The following is a 15,473-nucleotide window of genomic DNA, read 5'->3' on the forward strand; positions in this document are numbered from 1 at the left end:
TAGCCGTCGTGACGTTCCTTGTCGGAATAGAGCGTCATCACCTCGGTCACGAAATCGTTGAGCAGGCGGCCGAGTGGATGCAGCATTTCCTCTTCCGACATGCCCTTGAGCCCAATGAAGAAATCGTCGCCGCCGATATGGCCGATGAATTCGTTGTCATGGAAGAAATAGCGGCGCATCAGCGCGGCGAAAAGCGAGATGGCGTGGTCGCCGGCATGGAAGCCGTAACGATCGTTGAACGGCTTGAAATTGTCGAAGTCGCAATAGCAGAGATAGCGGACCTGATCCGCATCGGCGCAGGCATGACGCAGGAAGTCGACGATGGCGAGATTGCCCGGCAGTCCCGTCAGCGGGTTCTGGTCGAGCGCTGTCTTGAGCTGCTTTTCATTGAGAATGCGGATGAGCGAGGCGGCGGAGACCACGCCGGCATAACGCATGTTCTCGGTCAGCAGGACGCAGTGGCAACCATCCATATTGGCGAAGGCAGCGACGAGATCCTCCGTATCGGAATCGAGGCTGATGATCGGGGCATTCTTCACGAAGAAGGACACGGGCCTGAGATAATCCCGGTTCTTCAGCAGGTCCCGGCCGAAGGGATGGTAGATGAATTCCTTGAGTTGGGTCTCCTGGATGATGCCGCGCGGCTCGTCATTGACGTTGAGAACCGGGAAATAGCTGTGCTCCGGGTTCATCCGGAACATCTCGAAGACCTTCTCGATCGAGTCATTTTCGTAGACGAAGGGCAGGCTCTCGATCTGCTTGCGGATCAGGAGCTCGTCAAGCGAACCGCCGCTGCCGCGCGCCTTCGAGTGATGCCGGAGATGCAGGAAGGAGGATCGCTGATCCTCGACATTCACCGAGGGCCGGGCGATGTACCAGCCCTGCACCATGTCGACGCCGAACTCGCGGCAGGCCAGGAATTCGGCCTCCGTTTCGACACCTTCGGCGATGACACGGATGCCGAGCGTATGGGCGATATTGACGATGTTGCGGACGAGGTGCTGCTTGCGCGGCGCATCGCCCAGGCCGTCGATGAAATGGCGGTCGATCTTGAGATAGTCGACGGGATAGTCGCAGAGCAGCTTGAACTCGCCGCGGCCGACGCCGAAATCGTCGATCGCGATCTTGAAGCCGGACCGCCGCATCTTGGCGAAGAGTTCGGCGAATTCGGGGATATCCGTGTTGTCGTAACGCTCGGAGAGCTCGAAGCAGATCGAGGACGGTGGGATGCCATGAACCCGGAGATGCTGGAGGAGGATGTCGAGCAGTGCCGAACCCTGGGGGATGAGGCGGAAGTCGAGATTGATGAACAATGTCGACGAGCGATAGCCTGATATCGAGGTGAATTTGGCAAGCGCCCGTCCGGACATCATCTGCTCGAGCGCAGCGAGCTGTCCGGTCTCCGCCAGGCGGTCGATAAGGTCGAGCGGCGAATTGAAGCCGAGCTGTTGATGGCCGCGCAGCAGCGTCTCGTAGCCGAAGGTGGCGCCGGTGGTCACCTCGACGATCGGCTGGAAGGCGCTGTCGAGCACCGTCTTGCCGAGGGCGAGCAGTTTCTCGCCCGCATATCGGACAGGAAAAGCGATGCGTTCGGCAGCGGCAGACATGAAAGCTCCAATGAAAATGCCTAGAGGTATTGGCCTCCAAACTTATTGGAAATGTTCAATAAATCGTTTTCTGAAGATGAAGCTTTCGTGACAGATTGGTGGATGCTTGCCGTGCACAACCACTGGCAATGCGCGGACCGACCGCAGCGGCGGGAGGGCTAGACGGGGCGCCTCACCGTGGAGTTGTGCTATTGTTTCGTCGTCATTGCGAAAGCAGCCAGCCGACCAGCTTCGAAGCGGCTGTCTCCTTGCTTTTGGTGGCGAGAAGCCAGTAGCCGCGATCGGTCGTCTCGATCGTCGGGCCGACGGCAACGAGCACGCGGTTGGCGATCATCTCATCGACCAGACCGGTCCAGCCAAGCGCAATACCCTGTTCACTGATGGCAGCCTGAATCACAAGCGAATAGGTGTTGAAGCTGATATCGCCTTGCTCCCTTTCGGCCTCGCGACGCAGTCCGAGTCGCGCGAAGAAGGCGTTCCAGTCGAACCAGGAGGAGGAATCGCTATCGAGATGGATGAGCCTTGACCTCGCGAGATCCTCGCCTTTAAAGACCCCGCCGTATCGATCGAGGAAGTCGGGCGCACAGACCGGTGTCACACTTTCCGACAGCAACAGCATGCCACCGTCGCCGGCCTTGGCCTGCGTCCCGAAGAACACCACGACGTCTTCTTCGTTCGTCAACTGGCCGAGCGGGTTCTGGGTGGCGACGATCTGGATGTTGATCTCCGGATGGCGCGCGCGGAAATCCTGCATGCGCGGCATGAGCCAGAGCGACGAAAAAGCGTAGTCGGTATGCAATCGGATCGTCGGCTTCTTATGCCGCGCGCGGATGTCCTTGGCCAGCCGATCGATCTCCGCGACCTGCCGTGACGCTAACTCGTAGAGTCGCTGTCCTTCCTCAGTGAGGTTGACCCCCCGATGATGGCGGTCGAGCAGCTGGACGCCGAGCTCCTCTTCGATGCGGCGGATCTGGTAGCTCACGCCGGGTTGCGTCAGCCGCAGGCGTTGCGCTGCCGTCGTCAGATTTCCGGATCGGCCGACCTCGGCGATGATGCGAAGCCATCCCAGGTCCAGGGGACGGTCAGCCATAAGAAATCCTTTCATCCGCCATCAAATTTCGGCCGCTTCACACGAGCCTCATTTGGATATCAATAGGTTGCGTGAAGCACCGGAGAATGGCAATGGACACCATCTTCCGGAAGCGCCGCACCCTAGTGTCCCGACCCTAGAGGACCGCATTTCCGCTTCGACCGCTACCGCGCTGGCGCCGCATCATGCCGCCTTTGATTTCAAGGAGACCGCATATGGCTCGCCCGAACATCCTCATCATCATGGTCGACCAGCTGAACGGGACTTTCTTTCCCGACGGTCCCGCCGATTTCCTGCACGCGCCGAATCTCAAGGCGCTCGCCGCGCGGGGCGCCCGCTTCCGCAACAACTATACCTCCTCACCGCTTTGTGCCCCCGCTCGCGCGTCCTTCATGGCCGGCCAGCTGCCGAGCCGCACGCGGGTCTATGACAACGCCGCCGAATATGTCTCCTCGATCCCGACTTTCGCGCATCACCTGCGTCGTGCGGGCTACTACACCGCGCTCTCGGGCAAGATGCATTTCGTCGGGCCGGACCAGTTGCATGGCTTCGAAGAGCGGCTGACCACCGATATCTATCCGGCCGATTTCGGCTGGACGCCCGACTATCGCAAGCCCGGCGAGCGCATCGACTGGTGGTACCACAATATGGGTTCGGTGACCGGCGCGGGCGTCGCCGAGATCACCAACCAGATGGAATATGACGACGAGGTCGCGTTCCTGGCCAACCAGAAGCTCTATCAGCTGAGCCGCGAGAATGATGATGCCGACCGGCGCCCGTGGTGCGTGACCGTATCCTTCTCCCATCCGCACGACCCTTACGTCGCGCGCCGCAAGTTCTGGGATCTCTATGAGGGCCGCAACGAGCTTCTGCCGGAAGTCGGCGCCATCCCGTTCGACAAGCAGGACCCGCATTCGCAGCGCCTTATGCTGTCCTGCGACTATACCCAGTTCGACATTACCGAGGAGCATGTCGCCCGCGCCCGCCGCGGCTATTTCGCCAACATTTCCTATGTCGACGAGAAGGTCGGCGAGCTAATCGACACGCTGACCCGGACCCGAATGCTCGACGACACCGTCATCCTGTTCTGCTCCGATCACGGCGACATGCTGGGCGAGCGCGGCATGTGGTTCAAGATGAGCTTTTTCGAAGGCTCGGCCCGCGTGCCGCTGATGATCGCAGGGCCGAACATTCGTGCCGGCCTGCACCGCGCGCCGGTTTCCAATCTCGATATTGCACCGACGCTGGCCGATATCGCCGGCATATCGATGACCGAGATCATGCCCTGGACCGATGGCGAGAGCCTCGTACCAGTCCTGAATGGCGAGGAGCGCATTTCGCCTGTGCTGATGGAATACGCCGCTGAGGGCTCCTATGCGCCGCTGATCGGCATCCGCGAGGGCAAATGGAAATATGTCCATTGCACGCTCGACCCGGACCAGCTCTTCGATGTTGAATCCGATCCGCACGAGCTCAACAATCTCGCCGCCGATCCTGCCCATGCCGCCGCCCTCGGTCATTTCCAGTCGATGGCGCTCGGCCGCTGGGACATGGCGCGGTTCGATGCCGAGGTGCGCGAGAGCCAGGCGCGTCGCTGGATTGTCTACGAAGCGCTGCGCAACGGCGCCTATTATCCCTGGGACCACCAGCCGCTGCAGAAGGCATCGGAGCGTTATATGCGCAACCACATGAACCTCGACAATCTCGAGGAATCAAAGCGTTATCCACGCGGCGAGTGAAGCTCGTCCGCCGCCGCACGTCATTTTGCCGCAGCGCCTCCACCTTGCCAGAATTTGCCGCAATCGGGGATCATCGTTCTGATCGTGGCAAATATGGCAAAAGAATACATTAAATATTTTGCCGAATAAACCAAGAACATATGAAAATTGTTTAAGTTGAGTTTGAAAAAACTCGGCGTAAAAATCGCTCTCGGAAACGGAAACTGCCGGCACTTTTCTAGACCATCGGTGCGACGCGACAGTTTCAGACGTTTTCATCGAGAAAATGCACGATCCATCACATCACGTCAGTGCATATGATCAAGAGGACTACGCCAATGCGTGCTCTGTTTGCTTCCGCAGTCATCCTTTCATCCATCGCCATGGTTCCCGCAGCCTTCGCCGCGAGCATATCGGTGACCGGCACCGTCAAGAATTATCATGCTGGCCAGTCACTGACGCTCGCCAACGGCGACGAGTTCGTGCTGCCGTCGAACTTCAAGGATCCGGGCATCAAGACCGGCGAGAAGGTGAAAGTGGCCTATCAGAAGACAGGCAAGAAGCTTCAGGCCGAGATGGTGACGATCGTCCGGTAACGATGACCGGATTGCCGCGCATGGCGGTGGCCATGCGCGGTATCATCGGCTCAGCGTGGCTTCCAGGGTCGGATTCCTGTCGCAAATGGGACGGAATCTGGCCCGCCAAAAAGGATGCGTGAGACGCCTCTCCCCTATATGCTCCCTACAGTATGAATTCCGGCAACGACCGGGCAGGGGAGCATGATGCGCGCACAGCCGAAAGCCAGCCATTTCATCGATGGCGACTATGTCGAGGACACCGCAGGCACGGTGTTCGAGAGCATCTATCCGGCAACCGGCGAAGTGATCGCGCGCCTCCATGCCGCAACCCCTGCCATCGTCGAGCGGGCGGTGGCGTCGGCCAAGAAGGCGCAGGTCGAATGGGCCAAGATGAGCCCGACCGCGCGCGGCCGCATCCTCAAGCGCGCCGCCGAGATCATGCGCGAGCGCAACGAGGAACTCTCAAATCTCGAGACGCTCGATACCGGCAAGCCGATCCAGGAAACCATTGTCGCCGACCCGACCTCGGGGGCGGATGCTTTCGAATTCTTCGGCGGCGTCGCCGGTGCCGCGCTCAATGGCGAGCACATCCCGCTCGGTGCCGACTGGGCGTATACCAAGCGCATCCCGCTTGGCGTCTGCGTCGGTATCGGCGCCTGGAACTATCCTCAGCAGATCGCCTGTTGGAAGGGCGCGCCGGCACTGATCTGCGGCAATGCCATGGTGTTCAAGCCGTCGGAAAACACACCGCTCGGCGCGTTGAAGATCGCAGAGATTCTCGTCGAGGCGGGACTGCCCAAGGGCCTCTACAACGTGATCCAGGGCGACCGCTCGACTGGTCCGCTGCTGGTCAACCACCCCGACGTCAACAAGGTCTCGCTGACCGGTTCCGTTCCGACCGGCCGCAAGGTGGCGGAAGCCGCTGCCGGAAGCCTCAAGCATGTCACCATGGAACTCGGTGGCAAGTCGCCTCTGATCGTCTTCGACGATGCCGACATCGACTCGGCCGTCGGTGGCGCCATGCTCGGCAATTTCTACTCGACCGGCCAGGTCTGCTCCAACGGCACCCGCGTCTTCGTGCAGAAGGGTGTGAAGGGCGAGTTCCTAAGACGGCTCAAGGCCCGCACCGAGGCGATCACGATCGGCGATCCCGAGGATTACGCGACCCAGATGGGGCCGGTGATCAACCGCGCCCAGCAGGAGAAGATTCTCGGTTATATCGAAAAGGGCAAGGCCGAGGGCGCGACGCTGGTGACCGGCGGGTCGATCCCCAATTCTGTGTCGGCAGAGGGCTGCTACATCCAGCCGACCGTCTTCGCCGACGTGACCGACGCCATGACAATTGCGCGCGAAGAGATTTTCGGGCCGGTCATGTGCGTGCTCGATTTCGACAATGAGGCGGAAGTGCTGGAGCGCGCCAACGGCACCGAATTCGGTCTTTCAGGCGGTGTCTTCACCAATGACATGACCCGCGCGCATCGCGTGGTCGATCAGCTCGAGGCGGGTACGGTGTGGATCAACACCTACAATCTGTGCCCGGTGGAAATTCCATTCGGTGGCGTGAAGCAGTCGGGTTTCGGGCGCGAGAATTCGCTTGCGGCGATCAATCATTATTCTGAATTGAAGACGGTCTATGTGGCGATGGGGAAGGTCGAAGCGCCGTATTGAGGGCGAGGTTTAACCCCTCACCAACTTCGGCCAAAGGTTCACTACGTTCACCTGGCCTTCGTATCCTCTCCCACAAGGGGAGAGGTAGGGTGCCGCGAGTTTACCTCTCCCCTTGTGGGAGAGGATAGCAAGCCCGCATGAGACCGAAGGTCGAATGCCTGGGCGCGCTTGGTGAGGGGTAAAGCCCAAGCCGAGACGATAATCAGGGGAATTTCATGCAGGCAGATTACGTCATCGTCGGTTCGGGTTCGGCAGGGTCGGCGCTCGCCTACCGCCTGTCCGAGGACGGCAAGAACACCGTGCTGGTGCTGGAATATGGCGGCTCGGATATGGGCCCGTTCATCCAGATGCCGGCGGCGCTCGCCTGGCCGATGAGCATGAAAATGTACAATTGGGGCTATCTCTCCGAGCCCGAGCCGAATCTCAACAATCGCCGCATCACCGCGCCGCGCGGAAAGGTCATCGGCGGGTCGTCGTCGATCAACGGCATGGTCTATGTGCGCGGCTCGGCCGACGATTTCGACAAATGGGACGAGAGCGGCGCGACCGGATGGTCCTATGCCGACGTGCTGCCCTACTTCAAACGTCAGGAAAATTCCAAGGGCGGGCAAGAGGGCTGGCGCGGGACCGACGGTCCGCTGCATGTCCAGCGCGGTCCGGCCAAGAACCCGCTGGTCCGCGCCTTCGTCGAAGCCGGCAAGCAGGCGGGCTTCGAGACGACCGAGGACTATAACGGCGAGAAGCAGGAAGGCTTCGGGCTGATGGAGCAGACGATCCACAAGGGTCGTCGCTGGTCGGCCGCGTCGGCCTATCTCCGGCCGGCCATGAAGCGCGACAATGTCGAACTCGTCCGCTGCTTCGCCCGCCGCATCGTCATCGAGAACGGTCGCGCCGTGGGCGTCGAGATCGAACGCGGCGGCAATATAGAGATCGTCAAGGCGAACCGCGAGGTCATCGTCTCAGCCTCGTCCTTCAATTCGCCGAAGCTCCTGATGCTCTCGGGCATCGGACCGGCGGCGCATCTCAAGGAAATGGGCATCGAAGTGAAGGTCGACCGCCCAGGCGTCGGCGCCAACCTGATGGACCATATGGAATTCTATTTCCAGCAGATCTCGACCAAGCCGGTCTCGCTCTATTCCTGGCTGCCCTGGTTCTGGCAGGGCGTGGCCGGCGCACAGTGGATGTTCGGCAAGTCGGGCCTCGGTACCTCCAACCAGTTCGAAAGCTGCGCCTTCGTGCGCTCCGCGCCGGGCGTCCGGCAGCCCGACATCCAGTTCCACTTCCTGCCCGTCGCCATCTCCTATGACGGCCGCGCGGCCGCCAAGAGCCACGGTTTCCAGGTCCATGTCGGCTACAATCACTCGAAGTCGCGCGGTGCCGTGACCCTCCGTTCGCCCGATCCGATGGCCGATCCGGTGATCAAGTTCAACTATATGAGCCACGAGGAAGACTGGCAGAAATTTCGCCATTGCGTGCGGTTGACCCGCGAGATCTTCTCTCAGAAGGCCTTCGACGATTTCCGCGGTCCCGAAATCCAGCCCGGCGAGAAAGTGCAGAGCGATGCCGAGATCGACGCTTTCCTGCGTGAGCATCTCGAAAGCGCCTATCATCCGTGCGGCACCTGCAAGATGGGGTCGAAGGACGATCCCATGGCCGTCGTCGACCCAGACACCAGGGTCATCGGCGTCGATGGCCTGCGCGTCGCCGATAGCTCGATCTTCCCGAAGCTCACTTATGGAAATCTCAACGGCCCCTCGATCATGACGGGCGAGAAGGCAGCCGATCATATTCTTGGCAAGCCGCGTCTGCCGCGATCGAACCAGGAGCCATGGATCAATCCGCGCTGGGAAGTGAGCGATCGGTAGGCCTACATAAATCCGATCCAGCGGCCCGCAACCAAGGCTGATAGCCAGATGGCGAAGGACAGGCCGGCCAGCAGACGCGCGGATGTGGGAGGTTCTTCGCCCCGTCCCATCCACCGCCCACCCGCGTGCCGATGTTGCGCCACGACGTTGAGGAGGCCGATGACGACCAGTCCAACCTTGGCGAGAAAGGCAGGGTTTCCCGCATATTCCGTCGGCTTTATACTGAACAACATCAGCCCGGTCAGCATAGCGAGCACGAACCCTGTCGCAGCCACGCGAACGAGGAACGGTGCCAGCACCGCGATCGGACCTTGGCGCAGCACCCCGATCAGCCGGAGATCGAGCGGCAGGATGGCGCCCAGTAGCAGGCCGATGCCGAGGATGTGGGCGGCATTGACCAGGAGATAGAGCGTGGAAAAGCGGCGCAGGAGCTCGGCATGCGGCAGGCTGCCGAGCCATTCGACCCACTCCACGCGTCAGTTCCTTTTGATCCGGTCCGGATAGATCTCATAGACTTTTTCGCCGACGGTGACCTTCACCGCTTTCAGCCGCTTCTCATCTCGGTCAAGCGAGCGGTTGCCCAGCACGGTGATCGTATCGCCGGGCTTCGTCGACTCCGCATTGAAGCCGGAGCGTTCCGTCTGGCGCGGATTGCCGAGTTCGATGTGCCAGTTGACGCCGTCGCTGCCGGCGAGGTCTATCGTCGGATGCGGTGGGGCGATCACCACCTTCTTGACGATGCCCGTCAGCTCGATCTGGTCGGAGTCGGCCCAGGACCAGCCGTGATGCGCGAGCGCGGCCGTCGCCATCAAGACGGCAGCGAGACTCGCGGAGAAGAGAGTTCTGGCATGGTGATTCATGATGGTGCTCCTTCTGCTGCCGACAGAATGGGCCCTGGTGCGCGCGATTGCCACCGGCTCACCGAAAGTTGACCCGCGCGCTATGCTGCCTGGCGCCAGCGGCTGCGGCCACTGCGCTTGGCGTCGTAGAGTGCGGCGTCGGCCTTGCGCATCAGGTCTTCCGCGGAGGCGGCATCGGCGGGATAGCGTGCGAGGCCGATGGAGGCGCCGACCTGGATCTGCCTGCCCTCGACGACAAAGGGATGGGCCATGGCATGGACCAGATTTTCCGCGGCTTTTGCCGGATCGTGCCGGCCCGGCGAAGACCTGAACAGGACCACGAATTCATCGCCGCCGATGCGGGCGAGCAGATGGCGTTCCTCCAGCGCCAGGCGGAGACGCCGGGTCACTTCACAGAGGAGAGCGTCGCCGATTGCGTGGCCATGCTCGTCATTGACCTTCTTGAAATGGTCGAGGTCGATCCAGAGCAAGGCAAATTCCTGGCTCGTCGCCGCCTCGCCGTGGAGCTCGGTGTTCAGCAGCCGCCGATTGGGCAGACCCGTCAGGGCATCGTGGTTGGCAAGATGCAGTATCTGCCCCTGACTGCGCTTCTGATCGCTGATATCGCGCAGCTCGATAAGATATCGCGGTGCGCCGTCATGCTGGACAGGCGTGGCGCAGACCGCGACATCGATCGATACTCCGTTCTCGGTTTTCAGTCGGGTTTCCTGGTCGCAGAGCCGTGCCTTGGGATGACCGGGAACGGGGAGATTGAGGAAATCGGAGACGAGCCGGCCTTCAATCGAACCCTTGAGACCTGCCAGCTGGCAGAACATCTTGTTGGCCGTGACGATCGTTTCGCCATGGCAGAGCAGAATCCCGGTCTGCGAGGACTCCAGAATGGATCTGGTTCGCGCAGCATCCGCTGTTGCACGGCGCGCGCGCCGGTCGAACATCACGGTCACCAGGCTGAACACGACGATCGAACCGGCGACCAGGGCGATGGTGAGGGCGAGAAGGATTTTGGAGAGATTGCCATTCACGGCCGGTTGCGCCGGATCCGTTCTGAAGACGGCGGCTTCCATGGCCGTGAAATGCAGGCTGCAGACGGCCACGCCGAACAGGGTGGCTGCGGCAAGGCACTGGATGAGCGACGGGTCACGGCGATCCATGAAGATGGAGGCCACGGCGAAAATGATGCCCAGAGACAGCGAAAGCGTGACCAGGCCGGGATCCCATTCGAAGCTACCGGAAAAAACCAGCGCCCGCATGCCCGTGAAATGCATGGTGCCGATGGCCACACCGAGGACGAGGGCGCCGGCGAGCGCTGCGATCGCGCTTCGCGACAAGAGCAGAAGCGTGGCGAGGCAGGCGAAGACAATCGCCTGAAGACCCGACATCAGGGTCAGCCCAACATCATAGCTGACCGGCGGGCCGGGCCGGAAGCCGAGCATGGCGATGAAATGCGTTGCCCAGATGCCACCGCCGGCAACAAGTGCCGCCATCAGCGACCAGCCGATCTGGGTGTTCTGCGCCTGCAGCCTGGTGTGGCCAAGCACACGAAAGAAAGTGAAGCCGGAAAAAAGGGCAACAATGACGGCAAGGCCAACGAGCAATGGGTTGTGATCAACGGTCACGCAATCGAGCAATCGAACAAACATGCCGGTCTCCTGGTGAAGCTCGGCATTATTGCGACGCGGCACAGACTGTCGACCCGGCCGGTCCCGCTTGGCTTAACAGGCTGTAAAGGCACTTGGTCATACTTTATCAAAGAGCGGGCCAAGCTATTGAGAGACATCAATTTATCGACTGTCCACAGGCTTGGACTTTTTTTGGTTGTTCGGGGCCTGTCCCAGAATGCATTTGGGGACCGGCATCGCCGGCCCCCAGTTTGTATCGGCTACTTTGCTGAGTCGTTCGGCCCCTATCCGCGCGCCCATTCCGGCAGCCAGGTGCCGTGGGCCTTGAGGAGGTCATCGGTGAGGCGCCAGATCTGGTCGAGGTCGAGTTCTGCCGCCGTATGCGGATCCATCATGGCGGCATGGTAGATGTGCTCGCGATCCTCCTTGACGAGGGCGGCCACCGTCAGCTCCTGGACGTTGATGTTGGTGCGCATGAGCGCGGTCAGCTGTACCGGAAGCTCGCCGATGAAAGTCGGTTGGATGCCTGACGAGTCGACCAGGCAGGGCACTTCAGCCGCGCAATTCTCCGGCAGCGAGGTGATGCAGCCATTGTTGCGCTGGTTGCCGTAGATGACCGAGGGCACGCCGGTCCAGACCGAGTTGATGATCTCGGAGGCATATTCCTTGCTGTTGGTCAGTTCGATCTTCTCGGCTGAGCGAAAGGCCTCGGCCTGCTCCTTCCAGCGGTCGATCTGCTCGATGCAGCGCTTGGGATATTCGTCGAGCGGAATGCCGAATTTCTCGATCAGGTCCTCGCGGCCCTCCTTGATGAACCACGGCGTATATTCGGCGAAGTGCTCCGAGCTTTCAGTGACGAAATAGCCGAGCCGGGTCAGCATCTCGTAGCGCACTTTGTTGGGGCAGCGCTCGTTCCAGTGGCTGGGCTTGGGGAAGCGGCCTTCGCGATAGCCGGCGACAAGGTCCGGATAGAGGTTCTTGTAGGAGCCGTCCGGCTGGCGGTGCTCGAAATTGAGGTAGAAGGCCATGTGGTTGATGCCGGCGGCGCGGTAGCGGATTTCCTCGACCGGTATGTCAAGGTCGCGCGCCAGCTCCCAGGCGGTGCCCTGCACCGAATGGCAGAGGCCGACCTGGCGGATGGCGGGGAACTTCTCCGAGATCGCCCAGGTATTGATCGCCATCGGGTTGACATATTGCAGCAGGATCGCGCGCGGGCAGACCTCCATCATGTCGGCGCAGATCTTCCACAAATGCGGCACGGTACGCAGGCCGCGCATGATGCCGCCGATGCCGAGCGTGTCGGCAATGGTCTGGCGCAGGCCGTATTTCTTCGGCAACTCGAAATCGGTGACTGTGCAGGGCTCGTAGCCGCCGATCTGGAAGGCGACGATGACGAAATCGGCGCCATCGAGCGCGCGGCGCTGGTCGGTATGGGTCTCGATCTTTGTGGCTGCACCGAGCGTCGAAACAATCTTGCCGACAACGATCTCGCTTTCGGCCAGCCGCTCCGGATTGATGTCCATCAGCGCGATCGTGGAGCCCGCCAATGCGGGGCGTTGCAGGATGTCGCCGATGATGTTCTTCATGAACACGGTCGAACCGGCGCCGATAAAGGCGATCTTCGGATTTTTGGGCATAGTCATCTCCAGGCTATTAGGGGGAAATCAGACGGCGACCTCGAAGGCCGCTCTTACCAGTTTGCTGGTATATTCGGTTTGCGGGTTGGTCAGGACATCCTCGACCAGCCCCTGTTCGGCGATATTGCCATGCTGCATGACGATCACCCGGTGGCAGAGTGCCCGCACCACCTTGAGGTCGTGCGAGATGAAGAGATAGCTCAGACCGCGCTCGTCCTGCAGCTTGCGCAACAGATCGATGATCTGCGCCTGCACCGAGAGGTCCAGCGCCGAGGTTGGCTCGTCGAGCAGGATGAATTCCGGCTCGACGGCGATGGCGCGGGCGATGGCGATGCGTTGGCGCTGGCCTCCGGAGAACTCATGCGGAAAGCGCGACAGGATGTTGATCGGCAGCCCGGCGCTCGAAAGCGCATCGCGCACCCGGTCGAGCCGATCCGCGCGGTTCGCTCCGAGCTTGTTGACGACCAGCCCCTCCTCGACGATTTGGCCGATGGTCATCCGCGGATTGAGCGACGAGAAGGGATCCTGGAAGACGACCTGCATGCGGCGGCGGAATGATCGCATCTCGTCCCGGGACTTGTCGCCGATATCTGCGCCGTCGAATGTCACCTTGCCGGCATCCATGTGGATGAGGCGCAGCAGAGCCTGGCCGAAGGTCGTCTTGCCGGAACCGGATTCGCCCACCAGGCCCAGCGTCTCATGACGTTTGAGCGACAGGCTCAGGCTGTTGACCGCGACCAGTTCCTTGTAAATCGGCCGGAAAAAGCCGCCGGTCTTGAGCGTATAGGCGACGCGGATCTCCTGGCCCTCGAGCAGGATGGGCGACGTATCGGGAATGGGCTGGGCCCGGCCGCGCGGTTCGGACGCCAACAGATGCTTGGTATAGTCGTGGCGGGGATTCTGGAACAGCGCTTCCGTCGCATTGTGTTCCTTCACCTCGCCGCGGCGCATCACATAGACATAGTCCGAGAACTGCCGCACGACCGTCAGATCGTGGGTAATCAGCATGACGGCCATGCCATGTGACTTCTGGAGATCGCGGATCAGGTTGAGAATCTGGGCCTGCACCGTGACATCGAGCGCGGTCGTCGGCTCGTCGGCGATCAGCAGATCGGGATTGTTGGCGAGTGCGATCGCGATCATGACGCGCTGGCGCTGGCCGCCCGAGAGTTGATGCGGATATTGCTCGAGGCGCGCCTCGGGATCAGGAATCTTCACCTCCTTGAGAAGCGCGGTAGCCCGTTTCCTCGCCTCGGCGCGCGAGACCCGGTTGTGAACGCGGATCGCCTCCATGATCTGGGTACCGATCTTGTAGACCGGATTGAGCGAACTCATCGGCTCCTGGAAGATCATCGATATGCGGTCGCCGCGCAGCGCCCGGCGTTCCCGGGCCGAGCATTTGAGCTGGTCCTTGCCCTGGTAGAAAATCTGGGAATTCGGCGTGGTGATCGCGCGCTTGGACAACAGGCCCATGATCGCCCGGGCCGTCACCGATTTGCCGGAGCCGGATTCACCGACCACCGCGACGGTCTCGCCGCGATGGATGTCGAAGGAAACGCCTCTGACGGCATCGATTTCGCCGCGCTCGACCTTGAAGCGCACCGCCAGGTTCTTCGCCGACAGAAGCGGCGCATCTGCTGGGTCTCTGATATCGAGGCGTGCTGCGGGTACGAAATATTCGTCGGACATTGGCACCTCAATAGGGATCGATGGCATCGCGCAGGCCGTCACCCAGCGCGTTGAAGGCAAAGACGGTGATCAGCACGAAGCCGACCGGCGCGAGAATCCAGGGATAGGAGCCGATGACCGAGTAGGTCGAGGTATCCTGCAGCATCAGGCCCCATGAGATCAGCGGCGGCTTGACCGCAAAACCGAGGAAACCGAGGAAGGATTCGAGCAGCACCACATTCGGGATCGCCAGAGTCACCGCCACGATGACATGGCTCATGACATTCGGGAAAATGTGCTGGAAGATGATCCGCCTGTCGCCGGCGCCGATGGCCATCGCGGCCTTGACATAGTCGATGCGGGCAAGCGCCAGCGTCTTGCCGCGGACCTCGCGCGACAGCTGCGCCCAGCCGAGGCCGGACAGCACCACGATCACGAAGGCGAGGAAGACATTGGTCGGTGCCGTGACCGGGATGAGCGACGTCAGCGCGAGATAGAGCGGCAGCTGTGGAAAGGCGAGGATCAGTTCGACGAAGCGCTGCATCCATGTATCGAAAGTACCGCCGAGATAGCCGGACACCATGCCGACCGTGGTGCCGATCACGGTGACGAAGAACACCACCGTCAGCGCGATCATCAGGGATACCCGCGATCCGTAGATGACGCGGGAGAGCACGTCACGGCCGAACTTGTCGGTGCCGAGGAAGTGCACGGGCCGCCCGTCGAGCGCACCGAAGAAGTGCCTGTCCATCGTGAACAGTCCGAGCACCGGATACTCGAAACCCTTGACGAAGAAGCCAAGCTCCACCGGGTTCTCAAGGTCCGGCCCCATGAGGGGCTGGAACGTGATCGGGTCGAGGTCGACGCCTTCGACGAGAGGATAGATGCGGGGGCGGATGGTGAAATTTCCGTCCTTGTCGGTGAAATGAAGGCCATCGGGCGCCGAAAAGCCGATATCCGTTCCCTTGGGATCGACCGGGGCGAAAAAGGGCGCAAAGACCGACATCAAAAGCAGAAGCACGACGAGCACAAGGCCGATCATACCGGTCACCGAGCGCCGCAGCCGGCGCCAGACGAGTGCGAGATAGCTTTCGCTGTGCTTGTCGTCGGCAATCTCGGCCACAAGCTTCAACGTGTTCTCGGGGGGCGTCAGGATCGTCATG

At 61.2% G+C, this 15,473-nt stretch carries 12 protein-coding genes; 4 read left to right on the forward strand and 8 right to left on the reverse strand.

The window, feature by feature from the left end; genetic code table 11:
• On the reverse strand, positions 1-1,607 hold a 1,607-nt coding region (locus AC2YI2_RS29650), incomplete at its 3' end, for a bifunctional diguanylate cyclase/phosphodiesterase (protein ID WP_487390139.1).
• A gap of 202 nt (positions 1,608-1,809) precedes the next feature.
• Positions 1,810-2,697, reverse strand: a complete 888-nt coding sequence (locus AC2YI2_RS29655) for a choline sulfate utilization transcriptional regulator (protein WP_487390140.1) — start codon at positions 2,695-2,697, stop codon at positions 1,810-1,812.
• A gap of 215 nt (positions 2,698-2,912) precedes the next feature.
• Here AC2YI2_RS29655 and betC point away from each other — a divergent pair, with 215 nt between their 5' ends.
• From betC to betA, 4 genes are all read left to right on the forward strand, one after another.
• The gene (gene betC, locus AC2YI2_RS29660) at positions 2,913-4,436 is read left to right on the forward strand and encodes a choline-sulfatase (protein WP_487390141.1); all 1,524 of its coding nucleotides are present in this window, start codon (positions 2,913-2,915) and stop codon (positions 4,434-4,436) included.
• A 317-nt stretch (positions 4,437-4,753) separates the two neighbouring features.
• A complete protein-coding gene (locus tag AC2YI2_RS29665) occupies positions 4,754-5,011 on the forward strand; it encodes a DUF1344 domain-containing protein (protein WP_487390142.1) in 258 nt (85 codons plus the stop codon).
• 186 nt (positions 5,012-5,197) lie between these two features.
• Entirely contained in the window at positions 5,198-6,661 is a 1,464-nt protein-coding gene (betB, locus tag AC2YI2_RS29670) for a betaine-aldehyde dehydrogenase (RefSeq protein ID WP_487390225.1), read from the forward strand.
• 215 nt (positions 6,662-6,876) lie between these two features.
• Complete coding sequence (betA, locus tag AC2YI2_RS29675) at positions 6,877-8,526, forward strand: choline dehydrogenase (RefSeq protein WP_487390143.1); 1,650 nt, start codon at positions 6,877-6,879, stop codon at positions 8,524-8,526.
• Positions 8,527-8,528: 2 nt separating this feature from the next.
• On the opposite strand, the gene AC2YI2_RS29680 is transcribed toward betA, so the two are convergent.
• From AC2YI2_RS29680 to AC2YI2_RS29705, 6 genes are all read right to left on the reverse strand, one after another.
• Complete coding sequence (locus tag AC2YI2_RS29680; RefSeq protein ID WP_487390144.1) at positions 8,529-8,999, reverse strand: DUF6644 family protein; 471 nt, start codon at positions 8,997-8,999, stop codon at positions 8,529-8,531.
• A 3-nt stretch (positions 9,000-9,002) separates the two neighbouring features.
• Complete coding sequence (locus AC2YI2_RS29685) at positions 9,003-9,386, reverse strand: DUF6152 family protein (RefSeq protein WP_487390145.1); 384 nt, start codon at positions 9,384-9,386, stop codon at positions 9,003-9,005.
• Between the two features lie 80 nt (positions 9,387-9,466).
• Positions 9,467-11,026, reverse strand: a complete 1,560-nt coding sequence (locus tag AC2YI2_RS29690) for a sensor domain-containing diguanylate cyclase (protein ID WP_487390146.1) — start codon at positions 11,024-11,026, stop codon at positions 9,467-9,469.
• A 263-nt stretch (positions 11,027-11,289) separates the two neighbouring features.
• Positions 11,290-12,642, reverse strand: a complete 1,353-nt coding sequence (melA, locus tag AC2YI2_RS29695; protein ID WP_487390147.1) for an alpha-galactosidase — start codon at positions 12,640-12,642, stop codon at positions 11,290-11,292.
• Positions 12,643-12,669: 27 nt separating this feature from the next.
• A complete protein-coding gene (locus tag AC2YI2_RS29700; RefSeq protein WP_487390148.1) occupies positions 12,670-14,331 on the reverse strand; it encodes an ABC transporter ATP-binding protein in 1,662 nt (553 codons plus the stop codon).
• 7 nt (positions 14,332-14,338) lie between these two features.
• Positions 14,339-15,472 carry an ABC transporter permease gene (locus AC2YI2_RS29705; protein ID WP_487390149.1) on the reverse strand — a complete coding sequence of 378 codons (1,134 nt, stop codon included), beginning with the start codon at positions 15,470-15,472 and terminating at the stop codon, positions 14,339-14,341.
• Position 15,473: the final 1 nt, after the last annotated feature.

This window comes from Rhizobium sp. SRI_017 (assembly GCF_057586295.1).